General features: G+C 73.3%; 14 protein-coding genes. 7 read left to right on the top strand and 7 right to left on the bottom strand.

The genetic code is table 11. The annotated features are described in order from the left end of the window. Positions 1-216 precede the first annotated feature (216 nt). Entirely contained in the window at positions 217-1,749 is a 1,533-nt protein-coding gene (locus tag AB0I89_RS17265) for a M1 family metallopeptidase (RefSeq protein ID WP_357127106.1), read from the bottom strand. 189 nt (positions 1,750-1,938) lie between these two features. Between AB0I89_RS17265 and AB0I89_RS17270 the strand changes: the two genes are divergently transcribed. Next, positions 1,939-4,494 (top strand): FtsK/SpoIIIE domain-containing protein, encoded by a 2,556-nt coding sequence (locus AB0I89_RS17270; protein ID WP_357127109.1) that lies wholly within the window; start codon positions 1,939-1,941, stop codon positions 4,492-4,494. A 2-nt stretch (positions 4,495-4,496) separates the two neighbouring features. Beyond that, positions 4,497-5,462 (top strand): hypothetical protein, encoded by a 966-nt coding sequence (locus AB0I89_RS17275; protein WP_357127112.1) that lies wholly within the window; start codon positions 4,497-4,499, stop codon positions 5,460-5,462. A gap of 26 nt (positions 5,463-5,488) precedes the next feature. Here AB0I89_RS17275 and AB0I89_RS17280 read toward each other — a convergent pair whose 3' ends face one another. After that, a complete protein-coding gene (locus AB0I89_RS17280; protein ID WP_357127115.1) occupies positions 5,489-6,532 on the bottom strand; it encodes an aminoglycoside phosphotransferase family protein in 1,044 nt (347 codons plus the stop codon). A 268-nt stretch (positions 6,533-6,800) separates the two neighbouring features. On the opposite strand from AB0I89_RS17280, the gene AB0I89_RS17285 reads away from it, so the two are divergent. Further along, the gene (locus tag AB0I89_RS17285; protein WP_007462863.1) at positions 6,801-7,064 is read left to right on the top strand and encodes a DUF6244 family protein; all 264 of its coding nucleotides are present in this window, start codon (positions 6,801-6,803) and stop codon (positions 7,062-7,064) included. A gap of 102 nt (positions 7,065-7,166) precedes the next feature. On the opposite strand, the gene AB0I89_RS17290 is transcribed toward AB0I89_RS17285, so the two are convergent. From AB0I89_RS17290 to AB0I89_RS17300, 3 genes are all read right to left on the bottom strand, one after another. Beyond that, a complete protein-coding gene (locus AB0I89_RS17290) occupies positions 7,167-7,577 on the bottom strand; it encodes a hypothetical protein (RefSeq protein ID WP_357127118.1) in 411 nt (136 codons plus the stop codon). A gap of 234 nt (positions 7,578-7,811) precedes the next feature. Then, on the bottom strand, positions 7,812-8,789 hold the full coding sequence (locus AB0I89_RS17295) for an SEC-C domain-containing protein (RefSeq protein WP_357127121.1): 978 nt from the start codon (positions 8,787-8,789) through the stop codon (positions 7,812-7,814). Between the two features lie 95 nt (positions 8,790-8,884). Beyond that, a complete protein-coding gene (locus AB0I89_RS17300; RefSeq protein ID WP_357127124.1) occupies positions 8,885-10,351 on the bottom strand; it encodes an MFS transporter in 1,467 nt (488 codons plus the stop codon). 217 nt (positions 10,352-10,568) lie between these two features. On the opposite strand from AB0I89_RS17300, the gene AB0I89_RS17305 reads away from it, so the two are divergent. Beyond that, complete coding sequence (locus AB0I89_RS17305; RefSeq protein ID WP_357127127.1) at positions 10,569-11,147, top strand: helix-turn-helix domain-containing protein; 579 nt, start codon at positions 10,569-10,571, stop codon at positions 11,145-11,147. A 6-nt stretch (positions 11,148-11,153) separates the two neighbouring features. Here the strand turns inward: AB0I89_RS17305 and AB0I89_RS17310 are convergent, their stop codons facing one another. Further along, complete coding sequence (locus AB0I89_RS17310) at positions 11,154-12,515, bottom strand: pentapeptide repeat-containing protein (RefSeq protein WP_357127130.1); 1,362 nt, start codon at positions 12,513-12,515, stop codon at positions 11,154-11,156. Positions 12,516-12,748: 233 nt separating this feature from the next. Between AB0I89_RS17310 and AB0I89_RS17315 the strand changes: the two genes are divergently transcribed. The 3 genes from AB0I89_RS17315 to AB0I89_RS17325 all read left to right on the top strand — a co-directional run bounded on the left by AB0I89_RS17315 (position 12,749) and on the right by AB0I89_RS17325 (position 16,330). Further along, on the top strand, positions 12,749-13,522 hold the full coding sequence (locus tag AB0I89_RS17315) for an alpha/beta fold hydrolase (RefSeq protein ID WP_357127134.1): 774 nt from the start codon (positions 12,749-12,751) through the stop codon (positions 13,520-13,522). 172 nt (positions 13,523-13,694) lie between these two features. After that, positions 13,695-15,923, top strand: coding sequence for a M48 family metalloprotease (locus AB0I89_RS17320; protein WP_357127137.1), 2,229 nt, complete (start codon positions 13,695-13,697; stop codon positions 15,921-15,923). A gap of 14 nt (positions 15,924-15,937) precedes the next feature. Further along, the gene (locus AB0I89_RS17325; RefSeq protein WP_357127140.1) at positions 15,938-16,330 is read left to right on the top strand and encodes a hypothetical protein; all 393 of its coding nucleotides are present in this window, start codon (positions 15,938-15,940) and stop codon (positions 16,328-16,330) included. Between the two features lie 24 nt (positions 16,331-16,354). Here AB0I89_RS17325 and AB0I89_RS17330 read toward each other — a convergent pair whose 3' ends face one another. Next, complete coding sequence (locus tag AB0I89_RS17330; RefSeq protein WP_357127143.1) at positions 16,355-17,227, bottom strand: aldo/keto reductase; 873 nt, start codon at positions 17,225-17,227, stop codon at positions 16,355-16,357. Positions 17,228-17,413: the final 186 nt, after the last annotated feature.

Genomic DNA, 17,413 nt, shown 5'->3' on the forward strand with positions numbered 1-17,413 from the left:
GCGCCCGCGCCCGTGCCCGTACCCGCGCCTTTGCTTTGCCTGTGCCCGTGCGGGTGGGGTCGAGCTGTGCGCTGCGGTCGTTCCATGCACGCTCGTGGTGTCGGTGCCGCCGTCTGCCCCACAAACGGGGCAGCTCGACAGGCACCCAGCACACCCCGCACGACCGCAAGAGGCCGGGAGCGCCCGCCACACGACGGGCGCTCCCGGCCCCAGACCCTAGTGCGACAGCAGCTGGTGGGACTCGCGGATCTTGGACCAGGACTTCGGCTCGGCCGGCGGGGTGGCCTTGCGCGCGGCGCTGGCCACGTCGGGACGGCCGGCCGTGAACAGCCAGGTGGTGAAGAGGTCGTCCAGGTCCAGGCCGGAGATCCGTTCGGCCAGGGCCTGGAACTCTTCGATGGTGCCGTTGCCGTACCGGTGTTCGGCCGTCCACGCCGGCAGGATCGCGAAGAACGCGTCGTCGCCGACGGCCAGCCGGAGCTGGTGCAGCGTCATCGCGCCCCGGTCGTACACCGCGTCGTCGAAGACCCGGTCGGCGCCCGGGTCACCGGGCAGCACCTGCCAGAACTCGTCGTCGGCGGGGTAGCTCGCGTAGGTGAAGTCGAAGACCTCCTGCGCGGTGCCCTCGCCCTGCTCCTCCGACCAGAGCCACTCGGCGTACGAGGCGAAACCCTCGTTCAGCCAGATGTTGCGCCACTCGGCCACCGAGACCGAGTCGCCGAACCACTGGTGGGCGTTCTCGTGGGCCACCACGTACGTGTTGGCGCCGCGCCGCCAGAAGCCCGCGGCGTATACCGGGCGGGTCTGCGTCTCCAGGGCGAAGCCGATGCCGTCCACCGGGCCGGCCACGCCACCCAGCGCCTCGAACGGGTACGGGCCGAAGATCCCGCTCTCCCAGTCGACGATCTCACCGGTGCGCTCGATGCTGGCCCGCGCGGCCGGCCCGAGCGAGCCCAGCGACGTGCTGTACGCGTTGATCACCGGCTGGCCGCCCGGGGTGGTGTCGGTGACGATGTCGTACTGGCCGATGGCCATGAACGCCAGGTAGGTCGCGGTGGGGGAGGTGGTCCGCCAGATCCAGCGGGTGCGGTTGCCGGCTTCGGCCACGGGCGGCCTCGGCTGCACGCCGTTGCTGATCACCTCGACGCCGGTGGGCACCGACACGGAGATGTCGAAGGTGGCCTTGTCCAGCGGGTGGTCGTTGCTCGGGAACCACCACCACGCCGACTCGGGCTCGTTGACCGCGAGCGCCCCGTCGTCGGTACGCGTCCAGCCGGTGTAGCCGCCGACCAGGGTCTCGGACGGGATGCCGCCGTAGCGCACCACGATGGTGAGCTGCTGCCCCCGGCTGATGGTGCGGGCCGGGGTGACGACCAGTTCGTGCGTGCCCGCGGTGCTGGTGCCGGCCTCCCATCCGTTGACCCGCACCGACTCGACGTCGAGCAGGAAGTCCAGGTTGAACGTCGAGAGGTCCTGCGTCGCGGTGGCGAGGATCGTGGTGGTGCCGGTGAGTCGGTCGGTGGCCGGCTCGTAGCGCAGCCGGACGTCGTAGTGCGAGACGTCGTAGCCACCGTTGCCGTAGTCGGGGTAATAGGTGTCGCCCAGGCCCGCCGCTCCGGGTTGCGGCGCGGCGGTGACGACCGGTCGGCCCCAGGCCGTCGGGGCGGCGGCGGCGGGCGCGCCGGTGAGCATGGTGCCGGCGGTGGTGAGGGTCAGGGCGGCGGTGGCCGCCGTGAGGACTCGACGCACGAGGTGCACTCCCTCCATCGGGGTTTTCGCACCGCCAACCTAATCGACAACTGTGAACGTCGCTGGCCTGGCGCGCGGGGGGAGGCGTCGTCGCCACGATCCGAAAGCGGGGGTCGGTTACTGTCCCGGCGTCACCGCTGTCCGTTAGGGTTTGCGCGAACCGGACAGCCGTGGCGTGGGAGGCGATGCGTGGGCAGGCTCGCGTCGGCGTACGGGCAGGCGGTCACCGCCCACCGGGCGGCCCGTACCCATCTGGACGCGGCCCGGGCCGTGCTCGGCGCGGCGCCGCCTCCGACGCCCCGCGCCGGTGGGGTCGACCTCGTCGCCCGGCTCGCGCGCCTCGGCGGCGCGCTGGCCACACCGACTCCCGGCGTCGCCACCCTGACCGACGACCCGGTCGCGGTGCGCGTCGGCGAGGCGTCCACCGAGGACGGCGGCTTCGCGGTGCTCGTGCCACTCGGCGGCGGCCACCACCTGGCATTGGACACCGACGCCCGGGACGGGCGGGTCGCCGCGCTGCTGCGGGCGTTGGTGCTGCGACTCGTGGCCACCGCGCCGCCCGGCCGGGTCCGGGTCGCCGGCATCGACACCGCGGCGCTGGGCGCGACCTTCGGCCCGCTGCGCCCGCTGCTCGACGCCGGGGTGCTCGACCCGCCGGCCACCAGCGAGGCCGAGGTGACCGCCCTGCTGGACGCCGCCGAACGGCACGCCCGCGCCGCCCAACACGCCGAGCCCGCCACCCGGCAGGTGCTGCTGGTGGTCGCCACTGCCGCCCCCGCGCCACGGGAGCTGGCCCGACTCGCCGCGCTCACCCACGCCGGCCCGGCCGCCGCCGTCTGCGTGCTCCTCGCCGGCCATCCGTCCCGGTTGCCCGGCGAGACGTCGCCGCCGCTGGGCAGCACCACCGCCATCCGGCTCAGCGACGGGTACGCGCACGTCGGCGACCCGCCCGGCGCCCCGTTCAGCGCCGACGGCAGCGGCCTCGCCGCCCCCGTGCTGCTCGACGGCGACCCGCCGCCGGCGTCGGTCCGCGCGCTCGCCGAGCACGTCGGCGCCGCCGCCCGACGCGCTGACGCGCTGCCCTTCGCCGCGCTGCTGCCCGAGCGGCGCTGGGCCGAGTCGGCGGCCAACGGCCTGCGCACCGTGGTCGGCCGGGCCGGCGGCACGCCGCTGACGGTCGCCTTCGACACTCTGCTGACGGTCGCCTTCGACGACGTCACCCCGCACTGGCTGGTCGGCGGGCGTACCGGCGCGGGCAAGACGGTCTTCCTCCTCGACGTCCTGTACGGCCTCGCCGCGCGGTACTCGCCCGCCGAGTTGCAGCTCTACCTGCTCGACTTCAAGGAGGGCGTGAGCTTCAGCGAGTTCGTGCCCACCGGCCGCGACCCGTCCTGGCTGCCGCACGCCCGCGCGGTCGGCATCGAGTCCGACCGCGAGTACGGCCTGGCGGTGCTGCGGGAGTTGCGCCGCGAGGCACAGCGGCGGGCCACCGCGTTGAAGCGGCACGGCGTCACCAAGCTCGCCGACCTGCCAAGAGACAGCCCGTTGCCGCGCATCGTGGCCGTCATCGACGAGTTCCACGTGCTCCTGGCCGGCAACGACGCCCTGGCCCGCGAATCGGTCGACCTGCTGGAGGAGTTGGCCCGCAAAGGCCGCTCGTACGGCATCCACCTGGTGCTGGCCAGCCAGAGCATGACCGGGATCGAGGCGCTCTACGGTCGGGCCGAGGCGATCTTCGGGCAGTTCGCCCTGCGGGTGGCGTTGCCCGGCGGTGGCGGCGTCCTCGACCAGCTCAACGATGCCGCCGCCGCCCTGCCCATCGGCGCCGCCGTCATCAACACCGCCGCCGGCGCGGTCGGCGCGGACACCGTGCTGCGCTTCCCCGACGCGCACGCCGCCGCCGGGGACCTCGCCGCGCTGCGCCACGAGCTGTGGCAGGCCCGCCCGCCGGGCTCGCGGGCACCGGCGGTCTTCAAGGGGTACGAGGCGGCCCGTGTCGAGGACGATCCCACCTTCGCCGGGCTGCGCCCCGGTGGCCGACGCCCCATGGCGCTGGTCGGCCGGACCGTCGACGTGCACGGCACCACCGCGCTGTTCCTCATGGACACCACCCCCGGCCGGCACCTCGCCGTCGTCGGCACCGCACCGGCCGGCGCGGACGTGCTGCGCGCCGCCGCCCTGAGCCTGGCCCGTCAACACAACCCCGGTGACGTCCGGTTCCAGGTGGCCTCCCTGGTCACCGCCGCCGACCCGGTCGCCGCCGAGACCGAGGCCACGCTCCGGGCCGCCGGTCATCCGGTGCACCGCCTCGACGCGGCCGGGCTGCGCGACCGGATCGCCGCGCTGGCCGCCGAACCGGCCGGCCGGGAATACCTGGTGGTGTTCGGGATGGACGCCGCCGCGCCGGTACTCGGGGCGGCCGACCCGGTGACGTTCCGCTCCGGCCTGGACGACCTGCGGGCCGTGCTGCGCCAGGGGCCCGCCCAGGGCGTGCACCTGCTGGCCTGGTGGCGTGGCCTGCGCCGGCTCTCCGACGACCTCGGCGGCACCCAGAACCGCGACGACGTCGCCTGCCTCGTCGCGCTCAACGTGCCCGGTGCGGAACTGGCCCTGCACCTCGGGGTGCATGACCTGGCCTACACGCCCCGCGCCGACCGGGCGCTGTTGGTCGACCGGCACGACCAGCGGACCAGGTTGATCGTGCCGTTCGCCCGCGACGGGCACGAGCCGGACGGGGAGCGCTGACGGTGTCCTTCGAGGAGTACGCGGCGCTGGCCCGACAGCTCGCCGAGCACCGCCGCGCCGGTGAGCGGGACGCCGCCGCCGAGTCCGCGCGCCGCCGCGACCTGCACGCCGCCGCCGACTACCTGCACCAGCGGCTGACCGCCCAGGGGCAGCGTCTCGACCAGCTCGGTCGCGCGATCGGCGTCGACCAGCCGCCGGCTGCTCCGCCGCCGGACGCCGGTGCCGCCGGTGCCCCGCCCGGCCCACCGTTCCCGCCCGGCCCACCGAGTGACCCCGCCACCTGGCCGGCCCCACCTGCCGGGTTCGGTCCCTCTGCGGCGCCCGGCCCGCCTGTCGGGTTCGGTCCGTCTGCGGCGCCCGGCCCGCCTGTCGGGTCCGGTCCGCCCGCGGCGCCCGAGGCTGGGGACGGGGATTCCGCCGGCGCAGCCGGCGCGCCGGGGCGGTCGGGTGTCGGGGCGTACCCCGAACTGCCGGCGGGCCAGGCGCGGCTGGCGCTGCCGACGGCCGTGAGCCCGGCGGGCGGCGGGGTGCCCACGCAGCGCGCGGCGGCGGTCGACCCGGTGGTGGAGCTGGAGCTGGCCCGGCGGATGGCCGACGAGGCCGACCGGCACGGGCAGCAGGCCGAGCTGCTGGCCCAGCGACCGGCGCTGCTGCCGACGTGGTCGCCGCTGGCGCGGGCGGTCGCCGTCTACGCGGCCTGCGGGGCGGCGGCCGGGGTGTTCATGCTGACGCTGGTGCTCGCGTCCGGGATCGGCCTGGTCGACGGCTTCACCCTCGGCGCGTGGATCTGCGCGGGCCTGCCGGCGCTGGCGTTCTTCGCGGGCTATCTGGTGCTGGGGCGGTGGGGGAGGCCCGCCATGGTCGCCGGCACGCCGCCGCGGTACCTGCCGCTCGGGTTCGCTATCTGCTTCCTGCTGGTGCCGCTGGGCTACTGCGGCTACCTGCTACTGTTCCGCGCCTTGCGCTGACGACCGTCGTCCGAGCCGCGCTGCCGTCAGCCGAGGGCCGACGGGCTTGCCCGCCGCAGCTCGGTCAGCTCGTGATCCAACAGGTCGGCCAGTCGCTCGAACCGGTCCGGCCGGTTCTGGCGGGTGATTCCCCGGCTGGGCATCTCGACCGTCATCAACAGGTACAGGTGCAGGCGGTACAGGCTGAGCCGACGCAGGGTGGCCTCGTCGAAGACCACCGTATCGGTCGCGGCGGCCCGGTAGCCCCGCAGGAACGGGTTGTCCGGTTCGTCCTCCACCCGCCGGTAGATCAGGGGCGACACCAGGTCCATCAGCGGGTCGCCGAAGAGGAACCGTTCACCGTCGACGATCCCGCGCAGGCGCAGCTTGCCGTCGGCCTCGGCCTCGGGTTCGGCGAGCACGTTGCCGTCCCAGCCGTCGAAGTGCAGCAGCGCCGGCCGGCGTACCTCGTCCAGCACCGACGCGTACCGCTCGGGCAGCTTCCGAATCTTCTCCGGCGAGGTGGGCAGCGGGACGTCCCAGTCCGCCGCGTCGGCCAGCAGCCCGTCGAGCATGGCGGTGAACGCCTCGCGCCACGTCGCGCCGCTGGCCCGGCCACCGTCGTACCCGTAGCGGTCGCCGCTGACCCGGTGCAGCGCGGCGATCGCGGCTCCGAACTCGTACCGGGCGGGGGCGTCGTCGAGGTGCTGTTCCGACTCTGCCCACTCCCGCAGCGAACGGCCGGGAATCAGGCCACTGACCAGCCACTCGCCGAGTTCCGGATCGTCGCCGTGGTGCAGCAACGGCGGCACGGGCACCTGCGGCACGCGCCTGGACACGAGGCGGAAGTACCGCGCCTCGGCCGCGCACAGACCCTGCTCGTAGCGCAGCAGCGGCACGTCGGCCCGGGGCGCCACCTTCAGCACCACCTCGCGCCCGTCGTCGAGCGCCACCCACCACACCGACGCGAAGCCGCCACCCGTGATCGGCCCGCAGTCCGCCATCGGGTGGCCCGCGCCGAAGGACGCCTGCACGTAGCGACGCACCTGATCGCGGTCCAGTGGCCGCTGCGTGGGGCTCAGCGCTTCCACCCGGCGTACCTTCCTCCCCGTCGTGACGCCCGCCAGAGTGCCAGATCCGGCGGAAAATGGCCGAGCGCCGCCACCCGGTGATGCGAGTCTTGATCACTTGATGCGTACCAGTTCGTCGGACGCCGGCGGTGACTGGTCAGCATCAGGTGATCTTCGCGAACGACTGGGCGATCGAGCGGTCGCACTCTGTGCGCGGATCTCGTACGCTCCCTTGTGGTCTCCGCCGGTGTGGTGGTGGAGGCGATGGTCGACCAGGGGGAGGGTGCGCGTGAGCGCAGCGCAGATCATCGCGAGGTTGGCGGCCGCGTCGCAGAAGCTCGACGAGGCGAAGGCCAAGACGGCAGCGGCGGCACAGGACGCGGCCGAGGCGCGGAGCCTCGTGGCCGGCGCGCTGGAGGGCGTCGCCGCCGGGCCGCTGGTCGGCATGATCGACGCGTACCGGCAGGCGTTGGCGCAGGCCTCCCAGGGCGGCGAGCCGGCCAAGCAGCACGTCCAGGAGACGATCGCCAAGGTCCGCGCGCTGGGGAACTGAGCACGAGTGGTGGTGGCACAACCCACCCACCACCTCAGCCGACGGATAGCTGACGAGGCCGGAGTGCTCGCGGGGGAGTTGCCGCGAGCACTCCGGTGACGGTCAGCGGGTGACGCGGACCTCGCCCTCGATGCGCGGCGAGTAGTCGCAGTCGATTGGGGTGCACAGCGACACGCTCCCGGTGGCGAGCGCGATGCCCCGGTTGAAGGCGAAGCCGCCGCTCTCCGCGTACACCCGGCCGGTCACGGCCTGCGGAACGCCGGTGCAGGTGAAGAGCAGCCCGCCGCTGCCGTACGCGACGTTGTCGCCGGAGCGCTGACGCAAACTGATCTCCGCGCCGGCGGATCGGCCGGCCTCGCAGGTCACCGTGAGGGTGAGGTCGACGGCGACGCCGCGTGCGATCAGTTTCGCCGAGGTGACCTCGACGGTGCTGGCCGCGCTCGCCGGGGTCGGTACGAGCAGCGCGAACAGGGACAGGCAGAGCAGGGCGATGGTGGTGGTGACGCGGCGCACGGCGGTCCTCCTCGATGGAGTGGGTGCGTTTCCACGGTCACGGTAGCCATCGCCGGGACTCGCCACCATCGATCGATCGTGCCGGTGCTGGCTGGCCGTCGGCTGGGGGCGGTTGGACGGGTGAGCGTGATGCCTGTGAGTCATCTTGATGACTCACAGGCATCAGAGACTCGGGGGACATCGCTTCCCCGGGAGCCGCGCAACGGCGCGGCAGCGATCAGGCGCGGCGCGCGGTCAGGCGCGCGAGCGGGGCAGGCAGCACTTCTTGTACTTGGTGCCCGATCCGCACCAGCAGGAGTCGTTGCGGCCCGGTGGCCAGGAGGTGATGCCCGCGTCGTCGAGGCTGTCGGCGTACTCGTCGAGGGTCTCCTCGTCGATGGGGTCGGCGCCCGCGAAGGCCGCCAGAGTCTCGACGCTGCCCGCCACGATGCCAAGGTCGCCGCCGCCGAGCCCGGACGCGTCGACGAGGGCGCGCTCGATCTGGGCGCGGTGCTCGTCCCAGGTGCTCGGATAGCTCTCGGCCAGGGCCGGCCAGCGCGCCAGCAGCGCGTCGAACTCCGGCTTCGGCCAGAACAGCAGCGTCGCCGGACCGTCGTCGAGCGTGTCTGCGGCATGGCTGGCCACGTCGCGCAGCCGGTCGGCGAGGGTGTCGTGCTCGTCGTGCGGCAGGCCCAACTCTTCGCGCAGGTCGTGCCGCCGCTGGGCCAACCCGTAGATCATTGCGGCGGCGGTGTCCTGGGCGTCCTCGGACTCGTGCTGGTGGGTGCGGCTGCGGTCCACCATCGCGTCGAGCGCCGCGGTGAGCCATTCGACCGCCATCTCGGCGTGGCCGGCTTCGGTCAGCTTGTCGACCAGGTGGACGGCGTCGGGGTCGGTCTCCAGCAGCGGACGCAGCTCGGACAGCTCCGCCAGGCCCTCGTCGACTCGGCCGAGGCGCAGCAGCAGGCCGCCGCGCACGGCGCGGACATGGGTGTTGTCGTCGGGCTGTTCGGCGATGGCGCGGGTGGCCAGGGCGAGCGCGTCGGCCAGGTCACCCGCCCGGTCCAGGATGTCCGCGGCGACCAGCAGGGCGTACCCGGTGTCGGCGGGGTCGGCCACCCGTCCCTCGTCGACGGCGCTCACCAGCTCGGTGACCAGCGCCGCCGGGTCGGGGCTCCCCGATCCGAGGGCGCCGATCTCGTCGATACGGTCGGCGGTGAGCAAGTCGGGCATGGCACATCCTGACGAACGACGGGTGACGACCGGCCAGCGTACTCCGACACACGGCGCAGCCCGGGCGGCGAACCGCCCGGGCTGCGACGCGGGCCTCAGCGGGTGGCCGGCATGGTGGCGAACTCGCCGGCTAGCTCGGACTCGACGATCGTCGTGGCGGACGGCCGGCGACCGGCCGACGCCCGCCGGGCGGACGGGACGGCGAGGGCCGCGAGCGCGGCGGCGAGGGCGATCGCGGTGAGGAGGAGAAACCCCGCCGTGAAGCCGGCCTCCCGGGGCAGGCCGCTGGCCTGCGGGTGGGCGGTGATCACGCCGCTGACCACGGCCGCGCCGATCGCGCCGCCGATGGTCCGGATGTTGGCGTTCATGCCGGTCGCCACGCCGGTCTGGCTGGCGGGCACGCTGGCGACGATGAGGTTGGCCATCGACGCGAAGGCCAGGCCGATGCCGAGGCCGACCAGGCCACCGGCGACGGCGACCTCCCAGCGGGTGGCGTGCGCGGCGGCGAGCATCGCCGACGCCGCCACGTTGAACGCCGCGCCGGTGGCGAGCTGCGCCTTGGCGCTGAACACGGCCTGGAGCCGGCCGGCGAGGATGCCCGCGACGAACATCGCGACGAGCATCGGCAGCATGAGCAGACCGGCCTGGCTGATGCTGGCGCCGAAGCCGTAGCCGGCCGCGGTCGGGGTCTGCACGAACTGGGGCAGGAACGCGTACACGGAGAACATCGATCCGCCGTAGAGCAGGGCGACCAGGTTGGTGGTCCAGACGCCGGGCAGGCGCATCATCCGCATGTCGATCAGCGGGTTGGCCGAGCGCAGTTCGGCGGTCAGCCAGCCGGCCAGCAGCACCACGGCGAGGGCGAGCAGGCCGAGCACCCGGGTGCTGGTCCAGCCCCAGGCCGCGCCCTGGCTGATCGGCAGGAGCAGCGCGACCAACCAGCCGGAGAGCAGCAGGGTGGCCCGCCAGTCGATCCGACCGGGGGTACGCACCGGGGACTCGGGGATGAACAGGTACGCGGCGACGGCGGTCAGCCCCACCACGACCAGCGGGATCCAGAACAGCCACCGGTAGTCCAGCGCGGTGACGATCGGGCCGGCCAGGACGACGCCCAGGCCACCGCCGGCGGCGACGATCGCCGAGATGGCGGCGACCGCGCCGGAGACCCGCGCGGCGGGGAACTCGTCGCGGATGATGCCGAACGACAGCGGGAAGACCGCGCCGCCAATGCCCTGCACGACCCGGGCGACGATGAGCACGCCGATGTTCGGCGCGATGGCGGCCACCAGGCAGCCGAGGGCGAGGGCGGCGAGCGAGACGACGAGCATCCGCTCCTTGCCGACCATGTCACCGACCCGTCCGAGGATCGGCGTGAAGATCGAGGCGGAGAGCAGGTAGGCGGTCAGGACCCAGGTCACGGTGTTCTGGGAGGTGTGCAGATCCTGCTGGATGGTCGGCAGCACCGGGGTGATCAGCGACTGGAGCATCGCGAAGAATCCGGCGCCGGCCGCGAGCACGGTGAAGGTGAGCCGACGCGAGCTGCGTCGGGAGGTCACTGCCACGAGAGAAAACTCCTGAAATGGTACGGAAGGAGGCGTCTGTCACCCGTCGTCGGCGGCGGGCGGGTTGTCGGGTCCGGGCGATCGGGTGGCCAGGCGGATCGGGCGGTTCCCGAGGTAAGCTATCCGGAGGCAGGCCTCCGGGAGTTCCGGAGGGGTGCCTCCACTAAGCTAGCGGAGGGTTGCCTCCGGATGCAACCAGGATGAGGTGACGCACGTCATGACCAGCGCGGGGGTGCCCGAGGTTTTCGCCCAGCGGCCCAAGCGGGCCGACGCGCGGCGCAACTACGACGCCCTGATCGCCGCGGCACGTGACGCGTTCGCCGAGAACGGCGCGGCCGCCTCCCTGGAGGACGTGGCCCGCCGGGCCGGGGTGGGCATCGGGACCCTCTATCGCAACTTCCCGACCCGGCGGCACCTCTTCGAGGCCGTCTACGTGGAGGAGGTCCGGGCGCTCAGTCGGTCGGCGGAGGACCTGGCCGAGCTGCCCCCGTGGGACGCCCTCGTCGCCTGGCTGCACCGCTTCGTCGCGTACGTCGCCACGAAGCGGGCGCTCGCCGAGCAGTTGCTGCACGACTCGGAGATCTTCGGGACCTGCCGGACGGAGATCTACGCCGCCGGCGAGCCGCTCATGCGTCGCGCCCAGGCGGCCGGCGTGGTCCGCGACGACGTCGGCTTCGACGACGTGGTGCGCCTGATCAGCGGGCTCACGATGGCCCAGTTCCCCTCGCCCGAGCAGCGCGACCGGGTCCTCGGTGTGGCCCTCGACGGGTTGCGCCCGAAGGCCGCCACCCGCTGACGGGGCTCACTCGTCGACGAGCACCAGCCACTCGTCGTCCAAGCGTCTGACCACCGTGCCCGTCGGCCACCGGTGGCCGGGATCGACGACCGCCCGGGCCTGCTCCACCTGGGGTGGCCGGCTGAACTGCGTGTCGCGGAAACTGGCCATGCGGTGGAACCGGGCCCGGCCGAAGTTCGCGGCGTCGGTGAAGCGGGCACGGTCGAAAGACGCCTCCCCTTCGAAGACCGTCCAGCGGAACAGCGCCATGTTCGCGAAACGGGCGGAGTAGAAGCTGGCCGACTCGCCGAACTCGCTGTGCTCCATGGACAGGGCGCCGTCGAAGACCGACTCCCGGAAGGTGGTGTCGTTCTCGAAGCGGGTCGCGTCGAAGCTGCTGGGCTGACCGAACGTCGCCCCGCGGAACGAGGTCTGCCCGGCGAAGCGGGACCGCCGGCAGTACAGTCCGTCGGCGAAATCGGCCCCCTCGAAGCTCGCGAGGCCCTGGACGCGGGCGTCGTCCAGGACCACCTCGCCGCCGGCCGTGAGGCCGTCGAGGGCCAGGTCGCCGAAGCTCGCCGCTCGTAGCAGCAGCCGTCCCGTCGTCGTCGCGCCCGCGAAGCTGGTCGCGCCGGTGAACGCCGCTCCCGTGAAGGTCGCGTCGGTGAGCGTGCAGCCCGCCGCGTCGAAGTCGACGAGCGCCGCGCCGCTCAGGTCCAGCACGACGCCCGGCCAGTGCGCCGTCTCGTCGTGCTCGCGCAGGTGCCGGGTCAGGACCCGCTGCGCGGTGCGCCGGACCTCCGTCTCGCGCGGCTCGTCGTCCGGCGGGGACATCCGCAGGTACGCGCAGAGCACCGCCACGATCGTCGACCGCTGTGACGGATTGTCCTGCCCGAGGCGCTCCAGCGCGTGCAGCCCGCCGAGGCGTACCGCCGCGCTGTCGTTGCCGAGCAGCTCGACCGCCCGGGTGTAGAGCTCGGTGAGCCGACGTTCGGCCGCGTCGTGTTCGGCGGCCGTCGACTGCCGGTCCTGCTGGCGCTGTGCGGCCTCGGCCACCGACTCGGCGTGTGCCTGCACCCGGTCCCGGTGGGCCTGGTCGCGGGCGGCGACGGTCTCCTGGTGGCGCTGGGCCCGCTCGGCGATCCACTGCCGGCGCGCGGCCAGCAGCAGGGCCAGCCCGCCGCCGGTGCCGGCGACCACGGTCAGGCCGGTGCGGATCGCGTCGATGCGCAGCGTGGCCCGGGTGTCCTGCTGGACGGCCCGGTCGGCCTCGGTGAGCAGCAGGCCGAGCACCAGCCAGCCCAGTACGGCGGCGAGCAGCAGGCCGACCAGGACCAGCCACCAGGGCATCACCCGCAACTGGCGGTCGGGGGGTTCGTCGGCGGCCACGGCCACAGCATGCCACCGGTCGTCGACGGGCGGGGGTGTGCGGGTGCCCCTCGGTGTCCGTTGTGGAGTGCGACCGATTTGCCGGTTTGCGCCGTCGACGGGACAACGGGTTACTGGCGCGTAACAAGTCATTGACGTTGCCGAATTGTTGCGGGCATCATCGTCGCACGGTCGACCGGAAACCCCCACCCACCTGCCCGGATCGTCGGGCGCCTCCCCCCGGAGGTGCAGCCATGCTGCTCCGAAAGACCGTCCTCGTCGTGTCCCTGGCCACCGCCGCCCTCCTCGCCTCGGCGGGAACCGCGATCGCCGCCCCCGTCGTCCCGGCCGCGACCACCGCCGCCGCCGTCGCCAACCCGGTCATCGTGGTCGGCGGGCTCAGCGGCGTCGCTGTCGCGTACGAACCGATCGCCGCCCGGCTGCGCGCCGACGGCTACCGGACCTTCATCTACCAGCTGCCCGGACTGGGCCTCGGTGACATCCCCGCCTCGGCCCGCGCGTTCGCCGGGTACGTCGAGCAGGTGCGCGCCAGCACCGGCGCGGCGAGCGTCGACGTCGTCGCCCACTCCGAGGGCGGGCTGGTCAGCCGCTACTACCTCAAACGACTCGGCGGCACCGCCACCATCGGCCGCTACGTCAGCCTGGGCACACCCCAGTACGGCACGTACGTCGCCAACATCGTGGCGTTCCTCGGCCTCGGGAGCTGCGCGGGCATCGTCGCCTGCCAACAGATGACCATCGGATCGGCGTTCCTCGCCGACCTCAACTCCGGCGACGACACCCCCGGCTCGGTGCGCTACACCACCATCCGCACGCTCCAGGACGAACTGGTGCGGCCGACCGGCAACGCCGTCGTCAACGACGGCGCGACGAACGTTCTCGTCCAGGCGTACTGCCCGCTGCGGGTGGTGGGGCACCTGGGCCTGGTGCTCGACGGCACGGCGTACACCATCGTGCGCGGCGCCCTGGTCGACGGCCCGGTGCGACCCAACTGCCTCGCGGTCTGAGCCCTTCGGTGCGGCGGTCCTGCGGGGACCGCCGCACCGGGCCCGCGACGACGAGTGTCGGTTGCGTGACGATCCTCGGAAACGGTGTGGCAGACATCAGACGTCCTCGATAACCTGCTCCGGCCGTCCACTGCCGACAGTGGGCGTCACCCGTCGAGAGGGAGCAGCAGGCATGACCGAGCCGCAGCGTGTGCCGCCGGAGAGCACACCGCCGACAGTGCCGCAGCTCGACGTCCGGGCCGCCGAACCCCCGGCCGCCGACACCCCGCCACCCACCGGCGGGTTCGCCGACCGGCCACCGGGCTACCCGAACGCCCTGGTCTGGCTGCGCGCCGGAATCCTGCGGGACTGGCGGGGCGTGCTCGGCGCGTTCGTCGCCACCTGGTTCTACCTGCCGATCGCGCTGCTCCTGGCGTTCTGGGGTGGTCTCGGCTTCGCCGTCGTCGGCCTCTTCGCCGGCGGCGCCGGCGCGGACGACCAGCTCCCCACGGTGCTGCGCGACGCGCCACTGATCGGCTCGCTGCTGGACGCGTTCCTCAGCCGCTCCGGCGGGATGCTGGGCGGCGTGGCCGGGTTCGTGGTCGGCTTCCTCGCCGGCTTCCTCGCCGTGCTGGTGCTGCCCTGGCTGACCGTTGTGGACGAGCCTCTCGCCCTGTTCACCGGCCTGATCGGCACGGTCGTCGCGGCGGCGCTGATCGGCGTCGTCTACACGCTGTACCGGGTGCTGCTCGAGCCGAGCCTGTTGGTGGTGTCCGGCGCGCGCCAGCCCAGCCGCCGCGAGAACGCACGACTGCGCCCGATCCTGGACGACTGCGCGCGACGACTCGGCCTGCCCAGTGTGCCCCGGCTGCTCATGGAGGACGACCCGGTCCTGAGCAACGCCCGCACGTACGCCCGACACGTGGTGGTCACCACCGCCGTGCTCGGCGAGCCGGACGACGAGGTCGCGGCGCTGCTCAGCCACGAGCTGGTGCACTGGCGCACCGGGGACGAGATCACCAGCGCCTTCGTGCGCGGCGTCGGCCTGCCACTCACCCTCGCCCACGCCCTGCCGACCTGGCTGATGCGGACGTTCCCGCACCCGGCCACCAACTTCGTGGTGTTCCTGTTCTTCTGGCCGGTGCTGCTCACCATGCGGTACGTGGTGCTGCCCCTGCACGCCCGCGACGTACGGGCTGCCGAGTACCGGGCCGACCTCGGCGCGGTGCTGACCGGGCACGTCGACGGGCTGCGACGCATCCTGGAGCGGCGGCTCTCCTTCGAGAGCGGGCGCAGCGGCTGGGACGAGGCTGTCTGCGCCACCCACCCGCCGCACGAGCTGCGGCTCGACGCGCTGGAGCGGGCGTCGGTGGCGGGTGCGCCCGCCCAGGCCGGCGTACCCGCCGACGTCGCCGCGTCGGTCACCGCCGAGCGGCTGTTCGGCCACAGCGGCCCGGTCGGCACCCGCCGCACCTGGCTGCTGGTCGGCATCCTCGCCCTCGTCGCCTGCCTCGGCGCCAGCGGGCTGAGCGTGGTGCAGTGGGCGTTCTTCCGCCCCCAGGCGACGGTCGACGGATTCTTCTCCGCCCTCGCCGACCGCGACAGCGAGGCCGCGCTCGACCACCTCGCCGACTCCGGCGACGGCACCGACCACAGGCTCCTCGCCCAACTGCTGCGCGGCAAGGGCTACCAGCCACCGACCGACGTCGAGATCACTTCCCTGGAGCGTGACGACGACACGGCCACCGCCACGGTGGCGTACCGGCTGGGTGATGCGCCGAAGACGGCCACCCTCACCCTGCGGCGCGAGGAGGAGACCACCGCCGGTCTGTTCCACGGCTGGCGGTTGGCCGGTGGGCCGATCCCGCTCAACTCGTCGATCGCCGAGCCGGGCGTACGCCTCAACGGGGTGGAGCTACCGGTCGCCACCGAGGGTCCGCCGCTGGTGCTGCTGCCCGGCCTGTACACGGCGACCGGCCCGTCCAGCGCGCTGAGCGAGACGCCCGCCGAGACCCTGCTGGTCGGCCCGGGGGAGGGATCGGCGATCCTGGAACTGGCCCCGGTGCTCAAGCCGACGGCGGTCGAGGCCGTCCAGACCCGGGTACGCGCCTGGTTGGACGAGTGCGCCAAACAGACGGTCGCCGCACCGCCGGGCTGCCCGTTCCGCTACTACGGCGGGTCGGCGCAGAAGGTCACCTGGAAGATCCTGGAGTACCCGAAGGTCGCCGTCGAGCTGACCGGCCCGAGCACCGCCCGGGTGTCCACGCCGGTCGACGGGCAGGGCCGGGTGCAGGTCAGCGGCACCACCACGTACTTCGGCACCAGCTCACCGTTCAGCGACGACAGCGCGCTGACCGTCGCGGGTCTCGCCACCGCCGACGGGGATGCCGTCACCTTCCAAGCCGCCTCCGACTCCGACTGACCGGGAGACCCACGGTGACCGACAGCGACGCCGCCGCGCGGCTGCCCGTCCGGCTGACCATCAACCCCCGACAACGACAGCCCACCGCGGTCGACCTGCTGACCTGGATCCACCGCCGTCCGGAGTACCGGCCGGTGGTCCGGGCGGCCGGCGGTGGCGGGGGACGGCCCGGCTTCAGTGACGCCGTGATCATCGCGGTGCTGGCCCAGGGGTTGCTGCCGGGGCTGTTCAACCTGTTGCAGTCCTGGGTGGACCAGCAGCGTACGGAGGCGAGCATCCGGATCCAGTCCGGGGACACCGAGGTCGAGTTGCAGGTCAGCGGGCGCACCGACTCGGCCCGTCTGCTGGCCCAGGCCACCGAGGCGCTGCGCGCCGCCCGCGAGATCGGCCCGGACGCCGTCGACTGAACCGGCGGCGTCCGGACCAGCGAATCAGCTCGCCTTGGCCAACGCCTCGAACTCGTCGTCGGTGAGCCGTACGTCGGCGGCGCCGACGTTCTCCTCCAGGTGCGCCACCGACGACGTGCCGGGGATCGGCAGCATCACCGGCGACCGACGCAGCAACCAGGCCAACGCGAGCTGCGCGGGCGACGCGCCGTGCGCGTTGGAGATCGCGTCCAGCGGGCCGCCCGGCCGGGCCAGCTCGCCGGTGGCGATCGGGTACCACGGGATGAACGCCAGGTCGTTGCGCTCGCAGTAGTCCAGCACGTCCTCGGCGCTGCGGTTGGCGAGGTTGTACAGGTTCTGCACGGAGACGATCTCGGTGATCGCCCGCGACTGCTCGACCTGCTCCACGCTGACCTCGGACAGCCCGATGTGCTGGATCTTGCCCTCCTGCTTCAGCAGCGCCAGCTCGCCGAGCTGGTCGGCGAGCGGAACCAGCGGGTCGATCCGGTGCAGCTGGTACAGCGGGATGCTGTCCAGGCCCAGGTGACGCAGGCTCAGCTCGCACTGCTGACGCAGGTATTCCGGGCGGCCCACCGCACGCCAGTCGCCGGGGCCGGACCGGGTCAGGCCGGCCTTGGTCGCGATGACCAGGTCGTCGGCGTACGGGTGCAGAGCCTCGCGGATCAGCATCTCGGACACGAACGGCCCGTACGAGTCGGCGGTGTCGATGAACGTCACGCCCAGCTCGATCGCCCGACGCAGCACCCGTACCGCCTCGGCCGGGTCCTTCGGATCGCCCCACACGCCCGGGCCGGTGATCTGCATCGCCCCGTAGCCGAGGCGGTTGACCGTGATGTCGCCCCCGATCCGGTACGTGCCGGACGCCTTCGCGGGCTGCTTACTGATGTCGGTCGCCATACGCACATCCTTCATCGTCTTTCGCCGTGGCGGGGGCCGGACGACACTCCGCCGACCCCAGTGATCGTCCCCCGGGATCCGTCCGCCATGCCGGGGCCCGCCCAATTGTGTGCCGGGACACGATGACGGCTAGCGCGCTCCGTGTCCGGTCTGCTACGCCTGATCCGAGTCGGCGCGGCCGGCGCG

Source organism: Micromonospora sp. NPDC049801, from assembly GCF_040656575.1.
Classification (GTDB): Bacteria; Actinomycetota; Actinomycetes; order Mycobacteriales; family Micromonosporaceae; genus Micromonospora.